This is a genomic window from Pontibacter roseus DSM 17521, assembly GCF_000373265.1.
Classification (GTDB): Bacteria; Bacteroidota; Bacteroidia; order Cytophagales; family Hymenobacteraceae; genus Pontibacter; species Pontibacter roseus.
This window is the reverse complement of sequence record NZ_KB890768.1, coordinates 39,111-54,374: the sequence shown is the minus strand read 5'-3', so window position 1 is coordinate 54,374 and position 15,264 is coordinate 39,111. Positions and strand designations below refer to the sequence as shown.

Below are 15,264 nucleotides of genomic sequence, written 5' to 3'. Positions count from 1 at the left end.
CGTTGCTAGTCACTATTTTCCTAAAGCGCTTATAGTGGTGGATGGGTTACGGCAGAAAGTCCCCCATCGAAGGGGGCAGGGGGATGTCTATCGTACCTGGTTCCCCACTTAAAAACCTTTTATCCAACAAATCCTAATTCGGACAAGGAAGCCATGCAAACAAGAAGCGCTGCCTTATACTTATAGGGCAGCGCTTCTTTATATTATTAATCCTATACCTATGTCTATACCATTTCCTTCTCCTGCGACTCCTGCTCCGGCAGGCGGTCTTCCAGCTCAGAGTTGGTTGTCTCTACCAGGCCGGTCTCTGGCGTAGGGTTGAACTCTCCTTCCCAACGGGCCACCACGGCCGTGGCCAGGCAGTTGCCCGTCACGTTGATGGAAGTGCGGGCCATATCCATGAGCTCATCTATACCCAGAATGGCGAACAGTGGCCACACCGGTAGGTTAAAGGAGGCAACCGTTCCCAGCAGAATCACCAGTGAGGCGCGCGGTACGCCGGCCACACCCTTGCTGGTGAGCATGAGCGTGAACACCATCAGCAGCTGCTGCTCCCAGCTCAGGTCGATGCCGGCGGCCTGCGCCACGAACACCGAGGCCAAGGCCAGGTAGAGCGTGGTGCCGTCCAGGTTGAAGCTGTAGCCAGTCGGCATCACAAAGGCCACTATGCGGCGTGGCACGCCCAGTTTCTCCATCTCCTCCATGGCGCGCGGCAGGGCCGCCTCTGAACTAGTGGTGGCGAAGGCGATGGATACCGGACCAGAGATGGCGTTGACGAAGCGGCGGATGGGTACGCGGGCGATGAGCGCGATAGGCAGCAGCACCAGCAACACGAAAGCCAGCAGGGCGACGTAGAGCGTGGCCAGCAGTTGGAACAGGTTCACCAGGATGCCGAAGCCCATATGCCCTACTGTATAGGCAATGGCCGCCCCTACGCCCACCGGTGCGAAGTACATGATGATGTTGGTGAACTTGAACATGGTCTCGGAAAGGCTTTCGCAGAAGTCAATCATAGGCTTGCGCTTCTTCTCCGTCACCATAGCCAGGCCGATAGCGAAAATCACGCTGAACACCACAATCTGCAGCACCTGCCCCTCGGCCACAGACTTGGCGATGTTCTCCGGAAACACGTGCAGGATGATGTCGGACCAAGTCTGCTTGGCCGGGGCCTGAATCTCCTCGGTCTCCGCTATACCAGTCATGTCGATGCCCTCGCCTGCCTTGCTGATGTTGATGGCGGCCAGACCAATGAAGAGGGCGATGGTGGTCACGACCTCAAAGTACAGGAGCGCCTTCCAGCCCATGCTGCCGATTTGCTTCAGGTTAGCATGTCCGGCTATGCCCACTACCAATGTAGCGAAAATCAGGGGCGCGATAATGGTCTTGATGAGCTTGAGGAAGACCTTGCTGAGCACGTTGAGGTTGGTGGCAAAGGAAGGGAAATCGTAGCCAATCTCGGCGCCCACCACCATGCTGATGAGAATCCAGGTGGTGAGGGAGCGCTTCTGCAGGCCGTAGAACAGCAGCACGCCTATACCTGCCCAGCGTATCGCCAGCAGCAAATCAGTAGGAAGCGAGATGAAGGAGTACTGCTGCAGTAGGGTCAGGATTGCCGCCACCGTGATGGCTACCAGCGTGGCGAGCGGGATAAAGGATTTCTTCATAAGGAATAAAATAACAGACTGCTCCTGGTGCCGCCATCCAAGCCTATATGAGTGGACTTCCAGCAAGCTGAAAAAGAACCCAAATCAGGCATGTGAGGCTACTGCACAGGTAGAATAAATTTAGCAAATATAGACGGTTGCCACATAGCTGCAAGGGATTGGGGAGGCAAAGATTCAGAAATATTTTAGCATTGGGGTGGAGCCATTCAGGAAAATAAATGATTTGAGTCCGGCTATACCTACAAAGAAAATATTTCTTGCGACTATCTGAATAAAATGTTTGTACATTTACTGTATGTACATATTTTTGCAGAACAGCAGATTGTGAGGGGATTTATGAGAATAGAAGAAGAGATAAAGCAAAATACATTCAAGAATCCATACCAGAAGGCGTACATCAACTTAGTGTATACTTCGGGTTGGGTGCAGCAGGAGCAAAGCGCGCAGTTCAAGCCATTCGGGGTGACGCTGCCCCAATACAACATCCTGCGTATCCTGCGTGGGCAATATCCGGAACCCGCTACAGTTAGTATGCTCATAGAGCGTATGCTTGACAAAACCTCCAACGCCTCCCGCATTGTAGATAAGCTGGTGGCCAAGGAACTGGTGACTCGCAAGCAGTGCCCGAACGACAGAAGGACTGTTGATGTGTTAATTTCGCAGAAAGGCCTGGACCTGCTCCAGCAGATGGATGAACTAGAGGGGGGTAAAGGGACAGGCATCACGCGCCTCACAGAAGAAGAGGCGGAGCAACTGAGCCTGCTGCTTGACAAAATCAGGGAATAATTCTATATATTGCAACCTAAATAAAAAGATAATCAAACCAACCATGAAGAAGACTGCTATTCTGGCTTCATTCGCCGCCGCGCTGATGCTGACTGCCTTTACCGGCACCAAGACCCAACCAACCGCTGCTACAGAGGTGACGGCGCCTGCCAAAGGCCGCACCTATACCGTAGAGACTTCCAAAAGCGAAGTGAAATGGCATGCCAAAAAGATGACTGGCGAGCACATGGGCGACATCGCTCTGAAAAGCGGCCAACTGAATGTGGACAAAAACAAAGTGACAGGCGGCACTTTCGTTATCGATATGACCTCCATCTCCTGCTCTGATGTCAAAGACGAAGGAATGAATGGCAAGCTGGTAGGCCACTTGAAGTCGGACGACTTCTTCGGCGTAGAAAAACATCCTACAGCTACTTTCAACGTGACTGAGCTAACGCCTATCGCCAAAGCGGCAGCCGGACAGCCTAACTATAACGTTAAGGGCAACCTGACCATCAAGGGCATCACCAACCCCGTTACTTTCCCGGCTACCATTACTGTGAAAAACGGTATAGCCACTGCCAAGGCCGATGTGACTGTTGACCGTACCAAGTACGACATCCGCTACCGCTCCAGCAACTTCTTTGAGAACCTGGGCGACAAAGCAATTTACGACGATTTCACCGTTAGCCTGAACGTGACCGCTAAGCAGTAAGGTATAGCAATAACGTTTTCCCTCTGCCCTCTCCTTCATACAGGAGGGGGCTTTTTATTTACCCATATCCGGATTGGCAGAATTCGAAACTTAATATTTGTTACTTCCCCAAGGAACTTAAAAAAGTTTTAAACGTGTTTGTACATTAGTTGTATATACATTAAATTTGTGCGACAATACTGAAAGGAAGAATCAGAAGCTCGTAAAAAGGTGCATGAATTCTCCTGGAGAACTCTAATTTAAATCAACACTATAATTAAGCAACATGAAAAAGACAGCAATCTTGGCTTCTATGGCGGCAACGCTTTTATTCACAGCCTGCGGCGACAATACTTCCACCACTGCGACTGCTGAAAACAACGCAGTGACTACTGAGGCACTGGCTTCTGACGGAGGCGAGGCCTATGCAGTAGTACCTGCTGAGAGCAACCTGACCTGGAATGGCAAAAAGATTGGCGGCGAGCACTCTGGCAATATCAGTATGCAGGGCGGTGAACTGCTGGTGGCGAACGATGCCGTGGTAGGCGGCGAGTTTACTATTGACATGGCTTCTATCACCAACACCGACATCACAAGCGCTGAAGACAATGGCAAGCTGGTAGGGCACTTGAAGTCTGACGACTTCTTTGGCGTGGAGCAGCACCCAACAGCCACTTTCAAAATCAATAGCGTAAGCCCGATTGCCAATGCCGCAGCTGGTCAGCCGAACTACAACGTGGAAGGCGATTTGACCATCAAAGGCAAAACCAACCCGGTTAGCTTTCCGGCAACTGTTACCGTTGAGAATGGCGTAGCCACTGCCAAAGCAGACGTGACTGTTGACCGTGCGAAGTATGACGTGCGTTATGGTTCTAAGAGTTTCTTCAGCGACCTCGGCGACAACGTGATTGACGATAATTTCATCGTTTCGCTGGATATCACTGCGAAGCAGTAACATTTTTCAAGTGTAGTTTTCGAATTCCGCTCCGTGCCTGTCTTCAGGTGCGGGGCGGTTTTCGTTTTAATAGGTATAGTAGAGTCTGTCATTTCGGATACCAGGAGTAACCCGCAGTATTGAGAAGGCAATAAAAGACCATATCTCTTCAGGCTCTTCAATTCGGGAGCGTCCTGTGTAGCAGCAGCTATACCTGTAGGCCAGCATGCTGTTTGCAGGTCTGAGACCAAATATTCCGAACTGTACATCACGATTCAGTGGCAGTGGCTGAGAACTCCCCACTTGAGGGTAGAGTCCCTTTTTGATGGACAAGGAAGGATAGGGGAGAATTTGGAAATGCAGAAGATATAAGCTGCTGTTGTATGCAAGAACATACAAGAGCACAACCTTACCCTTTCATTTTGTAAATTGCCCTCAACATCAAGCCTTGACAACATGCGCACCCACCAAAAATCTGTTTTGCTATACCTGTTTGTACTGCTCCTTACCCTCACTTCCTGCCAGTCAGATCAGCAGCACAATGCGCAGCAAATCGTAGATGCGGCCATTGAGGCGCATGGAGGCAACAGGTATGAGCAAGGTATAGTGACATTCAAACTGCGGGACCGGCAATATAGAGCGCTCCGGGATAATGGTGCTTTTGTGTACAGTCGCACCTTCACCGACTCCACTGGCCAGCGGGTGCATGACGTACTGCGAAACAGCGGCTTCACCCGAACTGTAGACGAAGTGGAGGTGCAGCTTCCTGAGGAAAAGCAAAAGGCCTACTCCGCTTCGGTTAACTCCGTGATATACTTTGCCCTGTTGCCCTACTTCCTGAACGATGCGGCCGTCCAGAAGGAATACATTGGGGAGGCTAGAGTAAAAGGAGAGCCTTATCACAAAGTGAACGTGACGTTTGCACAGGAAGGCGGTGGCGAGGGCTACCAGGATGTATACGTTTACTGGTTCCACCAGCAGCGCCACACCATGGACTACTTGGCCTACTCCTTTCAGGAGGACGGCGGCGGAACCCGCTTCCGTGAAGCTATCAATCCTCGTGCTATCGGCGGCATCCGCTTCCAGGATTACATGAACTACACCTCTAAAGAGACTTTGCCGCTGGAGCGGTATGATGAAGCCTTAGAGGCAGGAAGTCTAGAAAAAGTGTCGGATATTGTGCTGGAAGAAGTGGAGGTGAGGGGGCTTTCTGAGTTGGAGAGCCAATAAGTAAGAAACTCAAACAAATTGAAGTTCTAGAATGGATTTGGGTTGTAGCAGTCTCAGTTTTTGAAGCTACTACAACCCAATTATTATTGATAAGAGCATTCTAAAGAAAATCATCGAATTGTTCAGATTCTGAAATCCTTAATTCGGCAAAGACTACCTATTCCTAAACCTGCCCGCTTAGCAGCAGCACCTTCCAAGCCTCTTGTACCTGATTGTCTTCCAAAAGTTTCTTTCCCAGTAATTCCAACTCCTGGCGCAACCGAGCCTTATCATGGCTATACCTGTTCAGGGTATAGGCAGCTAATGAGCCCGATTTAAAAGCCTCTACCTCTTCAGTTGTTGGGATTGCCTCTGTATTCCCTAGCCGCGCTAAGTTATTGCCACTCAACACGCTGCTGTTGCGAATATGCTCAGGCAGTTGGTCTACGCCTATACCCTTGTTCCGAATCGGCTTCGGCAGTTCAAAGATGGCCTCACCGTTTGCCCTGAGGTAATAGTCGCCACCCATACGGGCCACAGCATCCAGTTTGAACGGGCTGATTTTACCCTCCTCGTCTAAGATGTTCTCATCCACGTGAATCAGTAGCACCTCACAGATAACCAGATTGCCAGCACCTCCTTCTGGTCCCAAACTGATAACGTCATTTACCCGACATTCAAATGCCACTGGCGCCTCTTTCACACGTGGGGCCTCTACCAATGCAGACGCCTCTGGCGTCAGGCCAGACTTAATAAACTCATTTATTCCCAAATCATACTCTGTGCTGGCCAGCGACATCTGCTCTACAATGTCATAATTGGCTATATTGATAACTACCTCTCTGGTGTTGATTACATTTTCCAACGTATGCTTGCCTGTATTGTCTCGAACCCGTCTGGCAGGAGAAAAGACCACAATAGGAGGCTTAGCACTAAACACGTTGAAGAAGCTGAACGGACTAAGGTTCACATTGCCAGCTTCATCCAACGTGCTGGCAAAGGCGATAGGGCGTGGTGCTATAGCCCCGAGCAGCAGAGCATGTACTTCAGCAGTCTTAGATTCCTTAGGGTTTATTGTTTTCATGGTTGATGTTGCTGTGTAAAAAGTTATAATGCAAGTTATAAAATTGTTAGGAATGCAAGTCTTAGAGAAGTTTCTTCTCGCTGTCATTCCGGTATTCTTAAGGCTTGGGCCAAAGAGAGATGACGCAGCTGGGGGTAGTGCGCCTCAATGTGAGAAACTTGTTAAATGTAAGCAGATGTGCGACAGATATTCAAAATTAGGAACCTAAACCTCCCAATTATATAGTTTCTCTTAAGCATACATCACATGGGTAGTCAAAATATCACTAATGCTTTAATTGAGTTGAATAAGGTGTAGTAAATATTTAGTCCTACAAATCTGAATCTTTAGCAATTTCTATTTCTAATTAACGTTGGCAGGTGACAAACAAGCTATTTTAATAGTTATCACATGAAATAGATGTTTATGAAATCTTTTTAATTAATTTTGCAAGCTAGCAACCACGCGTAGTTGCCCGAAAGTGTCTGATTGATGTTTTATGGTTATTTCATAAAGCCGATTGTATATACCTGATATGAAAATCAAATTAGTGCTCTTTTTGAGCCTGTTATTCTTCGCCTCCTGCAGCTCCCTCCGCACCCGGAATATCGTATACTTTAGCGATTTAGAACAAGAAGCTCTCATAACAGAGGAAGTAGCTCCCAAGCGCCTTACCATCAGGCCTGGCGATTTGCTGGCCATTGAGGTACTTACTCCTAACCCAGAGACAAATATGCTCTTTAACCGTGGCATTGTTATGGAGGAGGGAGCCGGAGGAGGTGGTCAGATGATGCGGCAACAGGGGAATCAAAATGAAGGGTATTTGGTAGACACACGAGGCTCCATTGATTTTCCAGTAATCGGAAATATGTTAGTGAATGGCCTGACTACGGAACAAGTTCGTGATTCAGTTGTGTTGAAGGTTCGCGAGTATGTCCAGGACCCTATTGTGAAGGTAAGACTTCAGAATTTTCGATTCACTATGATGGGTGAAACTGGGCCAAGTGTAGTAGAAGTGCCTGCCGATAATGAGGAAGTAAATCTGCTTGAGGGTATTGCTATGGCTGGTGGTATCTCCATCTATGGCAAAATGAATAATGTCTTGGTTATCCGCGAAGCAGAAGGTGTGCGAACGATGGCTCGCCTGAACCTGAACAACAAAGAAACTATGTATTCCCCTTATTTCTACCTGCAGCAGAACGATATTGTATATGTGGAGCCGGATAAAGCCAAAGTAACAGGCACCAGCTTCATTCGACGTAACTGGGGCTTTGCTGCTGGTTTAGTCTCGTCTGCCTTTGTATTGTATCAATTGTTAAAATAGTAAACGCTTCCTTTACCCATTATGTCCGAACTTGACTTTCAGGAAGAAAACAATGATTCCCTCGATATAAAGGGTCTGGTAATGCGATATCTTAGCTACTGGTACCTCTTTGTGTTAGGAGTAGCCTTGGCGTTAACGGCTGCCCATCTTTATTTACGATATTCCACACCTGTCTACAGCATCAAAGCAACCATTCTTATAAAAGACGAAAGTGGGGCAGACTTAGCGAATAGCGGTGTGTTTGCTGATATGGCGCTTCTGAATGCTAATAAGTCATTTTCCAACGAAGTGCTCGTTATCAAATCCAAAGGATTAATGGAGCGGGTGTTAAGTGAGTTAGGGATGCAAGTGTCATATTTTGGAGAAGGGCGCATTAAATCACCCGAACTTTATGGTGGTCGTAGTCCAATTAAGGCAGTTATTGCTGAACTTGACTCAGCTGGCTTGGGGCGTAGCTTTGTAGTAGAAGTAGAGGACAATAATACATTCAGTATTTGGGAAGGTGAGAACAAGGTATCTACACATAAATTTGGTAAACAAATCCATAAGAAGTACGGCATTTTCACTATTGTAGCCGATTCAGATATTACAAATGACACAGGACGCCGTGTGCTCGTGCGTTTCAATGATTTGAGTAGAATGGCAACCAGTTATAGCAATAAGCTAGGCGTAAAGAGTGTAAACGAGTATGCTACTGTCATGGAGCTAAATTTGACAGATCCTGTACCCGCGAAAGGAAAAGACATATTGAATAAGCTAATTGATGTCTACAATCGTGAGACTATCAGCGAAAAGAACTTAGCAGTGACTAAAACAATTCAGTTTATCGATGATCGTCTGGTGTACCTAACTCGGGAACTCACCGATGTGGAAAAGGACGTAGAGCGTTACCTGCAAGACAACAAATTGATAGACCCAAGTGCCAGTGGTGGTATTTACCAAAATACGGCACATGAATATAACCAGCAAATAACTGAGAACGAGATAAAGCTTGAGATTCTGAAAACGATAGAATCTTACCTTCAGAAAGAGGAAAATAGATATGAACTGGTTCCTACCAGTCTTGACATAGCCGATCCAACCTTGGGCGGATTGATTTCTAATTTTAATGACCTTCAAAACCAGCGCCGCCGCTTGGGCCGCTCTGTTACTGATAGCAACCCGGTACTACGCAATGTCAATGAGCAGCTGGAAATTCTTCGATTGAATATTCTGGAGAATATACGCAATATACGTGCAGGGCTTCTTGTTGTACGCCGTAATCTTCAAGCTAATGCTAGGCAATTCGAGTCACAAGTGCGGCAGGTGCCTTCCATGCAGCGCGAACTGACCGACATCAGTCGACAGCAAGGCATAAAAGAAGGCTTATATCTTTACCTCCTCCAAAAAAGAGAAGAAGCAGCCCTCTCTCAAGCCATCACTCCATCTAATTCTCGCATTATCGATCCGGCAGCTGCCAGTGGTAACCCTATTGAACCACAGGCTACAAATATTTACTTGATAGCATTGCTAGCTGGCCTGGCTTTGCCTTTTGGAGGCATTTTCCTGCGCGATATGCTGAACGATACAATCCAGGAAGTACGGGAAGTAGAGAAGGCAACTCCCACTCCAATTTTGGGTGAAATCGGGCATAATGATTCAAACCAAATGTTGGTTATCAGTCAGGAAAGTCGTAGTTCTAGCGCCGAGCTTTTCCGGTTATTACGTGCTAATCTACAATTCGCGGCAGGGGGCAAAGAAAATAAAGTAATCTTGGTAACCTCTAGCATGAGTGGCGAAGGAAAGACCTTCTTCAGCCTGAACTTAGCTGCTAGCTTGATGATGACGGGCAAAAAAGTGGTTGTGCTAGGATTTGACTTACGTAAACCAAAACTTACACAAGGGGTGAATTTGCCCAACAATATAGGTATTACAAATTACCTGATTTCAGACAATGTGCAAATCGAAGATATGATTCAATTTGCTCCTCAGATGTTAGATTTAGCCATCATTGGCTCAGGCCCTATACCGCCTAATCCTGCTGAGCTTATGCTTCTACCTAAAATTGGTATCCTGATTCAGGAATTGAAGGCTACTTTTGATTATATCATTATTGACTCTTCACCAATCGGGCAGGTAGCAGACACACTAGCCCTGGCGCCTTATATCGACTCAAGCTTGTACATTGTACGCTATAATTATACCCATAAAAAGCAACTTCAAATTATTGATGATTTGTACAAGAGCCGGAAACTCAAACACCCTATGATTGTCTTGAATGACGCTAAAAAGTCCAACAGTTATGGTTACTCCTATGGCTACGGTTATGGCTACGGCAATTATTATGAGGAGGGTACTACAGGTTTGGGAGGTAAAATCAGGAAATTAGTAAAGGGGGTATAAATGTAATATTTGGGCATCAAATACTCATTCCCATACCTATATAAGGTGTTATAGCATATTTGTGCTGCCTTATCTGAAGAACAAAAAGTAAGAGGAATATCAAAAAAGCATAGACCGTATCTACTCTTAGAAAACAAAATACTATGTCAGCAGCAGCTAGTACAGAAATAGAGAATGCACGTATAGCCGTAATTGGGTTAGGATATGTAGGCTTACCCCTAGCGGTAGAATTCGCCAAGAAATATAACACAGTCGGCTTTGATATAAACGAGTCAAGGGTAAGGGAGCTGAGAGCAGGTTTTGACCGTACGCTGGAAGTAGAAGATGATAAGCTCAAAGCAGTTTTGGTAGAATCTGTAAATGGGCAAGAAAATGGTCTGTATTGCTCTAGTACACTTGCAGATATACAGGAAAGCAACTTTTACATCATCACAGTACCTACCCCAGTAGACAAACACAATCGGCCAGACCTGACCCCGCTCTATAAGGCTAGTGAAACGGTAGGAAAAGTTCTAAAGAAGGGAGATATAGTTGTATATGAGTCTACTGTTTACCCGGGCGTTACGGAAGAAGAGTGTGTGCCCGTACTGGAACGCGTATCAGGCTTAAGGTTTAATCAGGACTTCTATGCTGGTTATTCTCCTGAACGCATCAATCCAGGTGATAAAGAGCACACGGTATCTAAGATTTTGAAAATTACCTCCGGATCAACTCCTGAGGCTGCTGAGAAGGTAGACAACCTCTATAATGCCGTTATCACTGCAGGAACTCACAAAGCGGCTTCCATCAAAGTGGCCGAGGCTGCCAAAGTAATTGAAAACGCACAGCGTGACATTAATATTGCTTTCGTAAATGAGCTAGCCAAAATTTTCAATAGGCTTGGTATTGATACAGAAGAGGTGCTGGAGGCAGCTGGCACTAAATGGAACTTCCTGAAGTTCAAGCCAGGCTTAGTAGGAGGGCACTGCATCGGGGTAGACCCATACTACCTGGCGCAGAAGGCACAAGAGGCTGGCTATCATCCCGAAATTATCTTGGCAGGTCGTCGCCTTAATGATGGTATGGGCGAATATGTAGCGCATGAGGTAATCAAACTCATGGTGAAAAAAGATATACCCGTAAAAGGAGCAAAGATTTTAGTGCTAGGTATCACTTTCAAAGAGAACTGCCCAGACGTACGCAATACGAAAGTGGTAGATATCTTACATACATTGAAAGACTACCAAACTAACATCACTATTTATGATCCATGGGCTGAACCAGCCGAAGTGAAGCATGAGTATGGATGGGACTCAGTAAAGGAGTTGGATAATGTGACCGAGTGTGATGCTATTGTACTTGCTGTATCACATAATGAGTTTAAGTCATTAAATCTAAGCGAGCTATGTAAAGGAAACGCTGTAATCTATGATGTCAAAGGTGTACTCCCTAAAGAACTTTCTGACGCACGCCTCTAGGTTAGAGAATTGTTCACACTCTGGCCAGATATAGGTTGTATTTGTAGCATTTATGTACTGCTGAGAGTATACTAGTTAAAATTAATTACACAGAATAAGTTAGAGAGCTATCATATGTACGATATTCCTTACCATACAACAGACTTAAGCCAAAACACCTTCCTGGTTACTGGTGGAGCAGGCTTCATTGGTTCGAACATTGTGGAGTACCTGCTTAAGAACGGCGCAAAGAAGGTAAGGGTGCTCGATAACTTCTCAACTGGCTCACATAGTAACATTGAAGAATTCCAAGACAACCCAGCCTTCGAACTGCTAGAGGGAGACATACGCGACAAAGAAACCTGCAATAGGGCATTAGAAAATATTGACTATGTTTCCCATCAGGCTGCTTTAGGTTCAGTGCCACGTTCTATAAATGACCCAATTACAAGTAACGGAGTGAACATTAGCGGTTTTCTAAACATGCTGGTGGCCGCACGAGATGCAGGGGTAAAGCGTATGGTGTATGCAGCAAGTTCCAGCACGTATGGTGACCACCCTGGTTTGCCAAAAGTGGAGGACACAATAGGGAACCCTTTATCCCCTTATGCTATAACTAAGTATGTAAATGAGTTATACGCGAGCGTATTTTCCAGAACATATGATTTTCATACTGTCGGCTTACGTTATTTTAATGTGTTTGGACCAAAGCAAAACCCGAGAGGACCTTATGCAGCCGTCATCCCACTATTCATAGAGTCAGCCATCCAAAACAGAGCTCCTTATATTAATGGAGATGGTGAGACCAGCCGTGATTTTACGTTCGTAGAAAATGCAGTACAAGCAAATATAAAGGCTCTGCTAGCTACGGATATTACAAAGCATGAAGTGATTAATATAGCATTTGGTGAGCGGACAACATTGAATCAGCTTTGGGATGAAATTACGAAAATTGCAGGTATTGAGTTGGCAGCTGAGTACAGAGAAGAACGTAAAGGGGATGTACGCCATAGCTTGGCAGACATTGGCAAAGCAAATCATTTGATTGGTTACAAACCCATCTATTCTGTTTTAGAGGGTTTGGGGATAGCATTCAGGTGGTACAATAATCAACAGCAGAGACAGAATAAGGGGGAAGCCTCTCTTTCAGAATAATCTATGCTACGAAGGCATTAAAAAAACGAAAGAATAAAATACAAAAAGTGAAAATATTAATTACCGGGGGAGCTGGGTTTATTGGTTCGCATGTGGTGCGGCTGTTCGTAAACAAATACCCTAACTACCAAATCTATAACCTCGATATTTTAACTTATGCAGGTAATCTGCAGAACCTTAAGGATATAGAGGATAAGGGAAACTATACTTTCCTTAGAGGCGACATCACCGACAAAGCCTACCTGGAGCACATGTTTGCTGATTATAAATTTGATGCTATCATCCATTTAGCGGCCGAGTCACACGTAGACCGTTCTATTTCAGGGCCTATGGCCTTTGTACAAACTAACGTTATAGGCACTGTAAACCTCTTGGAGGCCTGCCGATGCGCCTGGGGTGGTGACTACTATGGCAAACTCTTCTATCACGTCTCTACTGATGAGGTATACGGCTCACTGGGCGAAGAGGGACTCTTCACCGAGTCTACTGCCTACGATCCACGTTCACCTTATTCGGCCTCAAAGGCTGCTTCTGACCATTTTGTGCGGGCTTGGTTCCATACCTACGGGTTGCCAGTGAAGCTCTCCAATTGCTCCAATAACTATGGCCCGAACCATTTCCCTGAAAAGCTCATCCCTCTGGCGATACACAGCATTAAGTCCGGAAAGCCGGTGCCTGTTTACGGCAAGGGAGAGAATGTGCGTGACTGGCTTTATGTAGAGGACCATGCGCGTGCTATTGACGTAATTTTCCACCGCGGCAGGGTAGGCGATACCTACAACGTAGGTGGTGTGAACGAGTGGCGCAACATCGACTTAATTGAGTTACTCTGCGATGTAATGGACGAGCGGTTGGGAAGGGAAAACGGAACATCCAGGAAACTCATCACCTTTGTAAAAGACCGCGCTGGCCACGATGCGCGCTATGCCATCGACTCAAGCAAACTGATGCAAGGGCTGGGCTGGGAACCATCAGTAACTTTTGAACAAGGCCTACGCAAAACCGTGGACTGGTACCTGCAGAACGAACAGTGGCTTGAGAATGTCACTAGCGGCGCTTATCAGCAATATTATTCAGAGCAGTACTCAACAAGATAAATGAAAGTCACTCACTCTCCCCTGCCAGGATGTATTATCTTGGAGCCGACTGTATTTGAAGACAGCAGGGGCTACTTTTATGAAAGCTTCAACGAAGCCAGGTTTAACGAACTTACAAGCCAGCAGGTACACTTTGTACAGGATAATCAGTCTTTTTCAAGCTACTGCGTGCTTAGAGGCTTGCATTTTCAGCAAGGGAAGCATGCACAAGCAAAATTAGTTCGTGTGCTCAGAGGAAAGGTGCTTGACGTTGCGGTGGACATACGTCCTGAATCGCCCACATTTGGCAATCATTTTTCAATTGAATTGAGCGCTGAGAACAGGCTGCAGCTCTTTATTCCTCGTGGATTTGCCCACGGCTTTGTGGTGCTTAGTGAGGAGGCAGAGTTTTTTTATAAATGTGATAACTATTATAATAAAGCCTCTGAAGGCAGCATACTTTTCAGTGATAAAGATTTAAACATTGATTGGCGTATCAAGCCTGAGCAAGCACTTGTGTCAGATAAGGACATAGAAAGTGACTCTTTTGCAGCATTCAAACAAACCGTCACTAATACTGCTGCTATAATAGGAAAGGAGTTATTATGTTAAAAGAGTTGTAGTGCCAGGTAATTTATCTCCCCCAACACAGTTCAGGCAATTTTACAAAAACCTAATCCTACAAGACAATGAAAGGCATCATCCTGGCTGGGGGCTCCGGCACCCGCCTGCACCCACTGACGCTAGCTGTGAGCAAGCAGCTCATGCCTGTTTACGACAAGCCCATGGTCTACTACCCGCTCTCCACACTCATGTTGGCGGGCATACGGGAAATTCTTATCATCTCAACACCTCACGACTTGCCAATGTTCGAGCGCCTGCTGGGCGATGGAAGCCGAATTGGTTGTAGGTTTGAGTATCGGGTGCAGGAGGAGCCTAACGGGCTGGCGCAGGCTTTTATCATTGGTGAGGATTTCATAGGTGCTGACAAAGTAGCCTTAGTATTAGGTGACAATATCTTCTACGGCTCCGGAATGAGTAAGCTACTGCAGGCTAACAATAACCCAGAAGGAGGAGTAGTGTATGCTTACCACGTCAATGACCCTGAACGTTACGGTGTAGTGGAGTTTGATGATATTGGTCGGGCCATATCAATTGAAGAGAAGCCTCGGGAGCCGAAATCAAGCTATGCTGTACCAGGCCTTTATTTCTATGATAATGATGTGATACGTATAGCCAAAGAATTAAAGCCGAGTGAGCGAGGGGAATACGAAATCACGGATGTTAACCGTGAGTATCTGAGGCAAGGTAAGTTGAAGGTTGGTATTTTGAACCGTGGCACGGCTTGGCTCGACACGGGCACAATCCAGTCGCTGATGCAGGCGGCCACGTTTGTGCAGGTGATTGAGGAACGGCAGGGGCTCAAGATTGGCTGCATCGAGGAGGTGGCCTGGCGCATAGGCTTCATCGATGATAACCAACTCAGAGAATCCGCAGAGCCCCTCCGCAAAAGCGGCTATGGGGAGTATCTGCTGGGACTATTGAAGGAGAAGTTTTAAATA

13 protein-coding genes are annotated in these 15,264 nt (G+C 46.4%); 11 read left to right on the top strand and 2 right to left on the bottom strand.

The features are described from left to right. Positions 1 to 224: 224 nt before the first annotated feature. Positions 225 to 1,664, bottom strand: a complete 1,440-nt coding sequence (locus B051_RS21630; protein ID WP_018479693.1) for a dicarboxylate/amino acid:cation symporter — start codon at positions 1,662 to 1,664, stop codon at positions 225 to 227. A gap of 336 nt (positions 1,665 to 2,000) precedes the next feature. Here B051_RS21630 and B051_RS0118365 point away from each other — a divergent pair, with 336 nt between their 5' ends. The 4 genes from B051_RS0118365 to B051_RS0118350 all read left to right on the top strand — a co-directional run bounded on the left by B051_RS0118365 (position 2,001) and on the right by B051_RS0118350 (position 5,287). After that, a complete protein-coding gene (locus tag B051_RS0118365) occupies positions 2,001 to 2,450 on the top strand; it encodes a MarR family winged helix-turn-helix transcriptional regulator (protein WP_026236514.1) in 450 nt (149 codons plus the stop codon). Positions 2,451 to 2,493: 43 nt separating this feature from the next. Beyond that, positions 2,494 to 3,144: a YceI family protein gene (locus B051_RS0118360; protein ID WP_018479691.1), complete on the top strand. Its 651-nt coding sequence runs from the start codon at positions 2,494 to 2,496 to the stop codon at positions 3,142 to 3,144. A 265-nt stretch (positions 3,145 to 3,409) separates the two neighbouring features. Beyond that, positions 3,410 to 4,078 carry a YceI family protein gene (locus B051_RS0118355; protein ID WP_018479690.1) on the top strand — a complete coding sequence of 223 codons (669 nt, stop codon included), beginning with the start codon at positions 3,410 to 3,412 and terminating at the stop codon, positions 4,076 to 4,078. Positions 4,079 to 4,513: 435 nt separating this feature from the next. Beyond that, positions 4,514 to 5,287 (top strand): DUF6503 family protein, encoded by a 774-nt coding sequence (locus B051_RS0118350; RefSeq protein ID WP_018479689.1) that lies wholly within the window; start codon positions 4,514 to 4,516, stop codon positions 5,285 to 5,287. Between the two features lie 163 nt (positions 5,288 to 5,450). Here B051_RS0118350 and B051_RS0118345 read toward each other — a convergent pair whose 3' ends face one another. Then, the gene (locus tag B051_RS0118345) at positions 5,451 to 6,350 is read right to left on the bottom strand and encodes a flavin reductase family protein (RefSeq protein ID WP_018479688.1); all 900 of its coding nucleotides are present in this window, start codon (positions 6,348 to 6,350) and stop codon (positions 5,451 to 5,453) included. Between the two features lie 514 nt (positions 6,351 to 6,864). Between B051_RS0118345 and B051_RS0118335 the strand changes: the two genes are divergently transcribed. The 7 genes from B051_RS0118335 to rfbA all read left to right on the top strand — a co-directional run bounded on the left by B051_RS0118335 (position 6,865) and on the right by rfbA (position 15,261). Further along, entirely contained in the window at positions 6,865 to 7,653 is a 789-nt protein-coding gene (locus B051_RS0118335; protein ID WP_018479686.1) for a polysaccharide biosynthesis/export family protein, read from the top strand. A 21-nt stretch (positions 7,654 to 7,674) separates the two neighbouring features. Next, positions 7,675 to 10,035, top strand: a complete 2,361-nt coding sequence (locus tag B051_RS0118330) for a GumC family protein (protein WP_018479685.1) — start codon at positions 7,675 to 7,677, stop codon at positions 10,033 to 10,035. Between the two features lie 143 nt (positions 10,036 to 10,178). Then, on the top strand, positions 10,179 to 11,492 hold the full coding sequence (locus B051_RS0118325; RefSeq protein ID WP_018479684.1) for a nucleotide sugar dehydrogenase: 1,314 nt from the start codon (positions 10,179 to 10,181) through the stop codon (positions 11,490 to 11,492). Between the two features lie 114 nt (positions 11,493 to 11,606). Continuing rightward, positions 11,607 to 12,626, top strand: a complete 1,020-nt coding sequence (locus B051_RS0118320; protein WP_018479683.1) for an SDR family oxidoreductase — start codon at positions 11,607 to 11,609, stop codon at positions 12,624 to 12,626. 47 nt (positions 12,627 to 12,673) lie between these two features. Further along, positions 12,674 to 13,723 carry a dTDP-glucose 4,6-dehydratase gene (gene rfbB / locus B051_RS0118315; RefSeq protein WP_026236512.1) on the top strand — a complete coding sequence of 350 codons (1,050 nt, stop codon included), beginning with the start codon at positions 12,674 to 12,676 and terminating at the stop codon, positions 13,721 to 13,723. Beyond that, a complete protein-coding gene (gene rfbC, locus B051_RS0118310; RefSeq protein WP_018479681.1) occupies positions 13,724 to 14,314 on the top strand; it encodes a dTDP-4-dehydrorhamnose 3,5-epimerase in 591 nt (196 codons plus the stop codon). 77 nt (positions 14,315 to 14,391) lie between these two features. After that, positions 14,392 to 15,261 (top strand): glucose-1-phosphate thymidylyltransferase RfbA, encoded by an 870-nt coding sequence (gene rfbA, locus B051_RS0118305; protein WP_018479680.1) that lies wholly within the window; start codon positions 14,392 to 14,394, stop codon positions 15,259 to 15,261. Positions 15,262 to 15,264 lie beyond the last annotated feature (3 nt).

What these genes read in the sequence shown, in the direction of transcription:
- B051_RS21630 (WP_018479693.1), bottom strand. Translation starts at nt 1,664, where the DNA reads ATGAAGAAATCCTTTATCCCGCTCGCCACGCTGGTAGCCATCACGGTG.
- B051_RS0118365 (WP_026236514.1), top strand. Translation starts at nt 2,001, where the DNA reads ATGAGAATAGAAGAAGAGATAAAGCAAAATACATTCAAGAATCCATAC.
- B051_RS0118360 (WP_018479691.1), top strand. Translation starts at nt 2,494, where the DNA reads ATGAAGAAGACTGCTATTCTGGCTTCATTCGCCGCCGCGCTGATGCTG.
- B051_RS0118355 (WP_018479690.1), top strand. Translation starts at nt 3,410, where the DNA reads ATGAAAAAGACAGCAATCTTGGCTTCTATGGCGGCAACGCTTTTATTC.
- B051_RS0118350 (WP_018479689.1), top strand. Translation starts at nt 4,514, where the DNA reads ATGCGCACCCACCAAAAATCTGTTTTGCTATACCTGTTTGTACTGCTC.
- B051_RS0118345 (WP_018479688.1), bottom strand. Translation starts at nt 6,350, where the DNA reads ATGAAAACAATAAACCCTAAGGAATCTAAGACTGCTGAAGTACATGCT.
- B051_RS0118335 (WP_018479686.1), top strand. Translation starts at nt 6,865, where the DNA reads ATGAAAATCAAATTAGTGCTCTTTTTGAGCCTGTTATTCTTCGCCTCC.
- B051_RS0118330 (WP_018479685.1), top strand. Translation starts at nt 7,675, where the DNA reads ATGTCCGAACTTGACTTTCAGGAAGAAAACAATGATTCCCTCGATATA.
- B051_RS0118325 (WP_018479684.1), top strand. Translation starts at nt 10,179, where the DNA reads ATGTCAGCAGCAGCTAGTACAGAAATAGAGAATGCACGTATAGCCGTA.
- B051_RS0118320 (WP_018479683.1), top strand. Translation starts at nt 11,607, where the DNA reads ATGTACGATATTCCTTACCATACAACAGACTTAAGCCAAAACACCTTC.
- rfbC (WP_018479681.1), top strand. Translation starts at nt 13,724, where the DNA reads ATGAAAGTCACTCACTCTCCCCTGCCAGGATGTATTATCTTGGAGCCG.
- rfbA (WP_018479680.1), top strand. Translation starts at nt 14,392, where the DNA reads ATGAAAGGCATCATCCTGGCTGGGGGCTCCGGCACCCGCCTGCACCCA.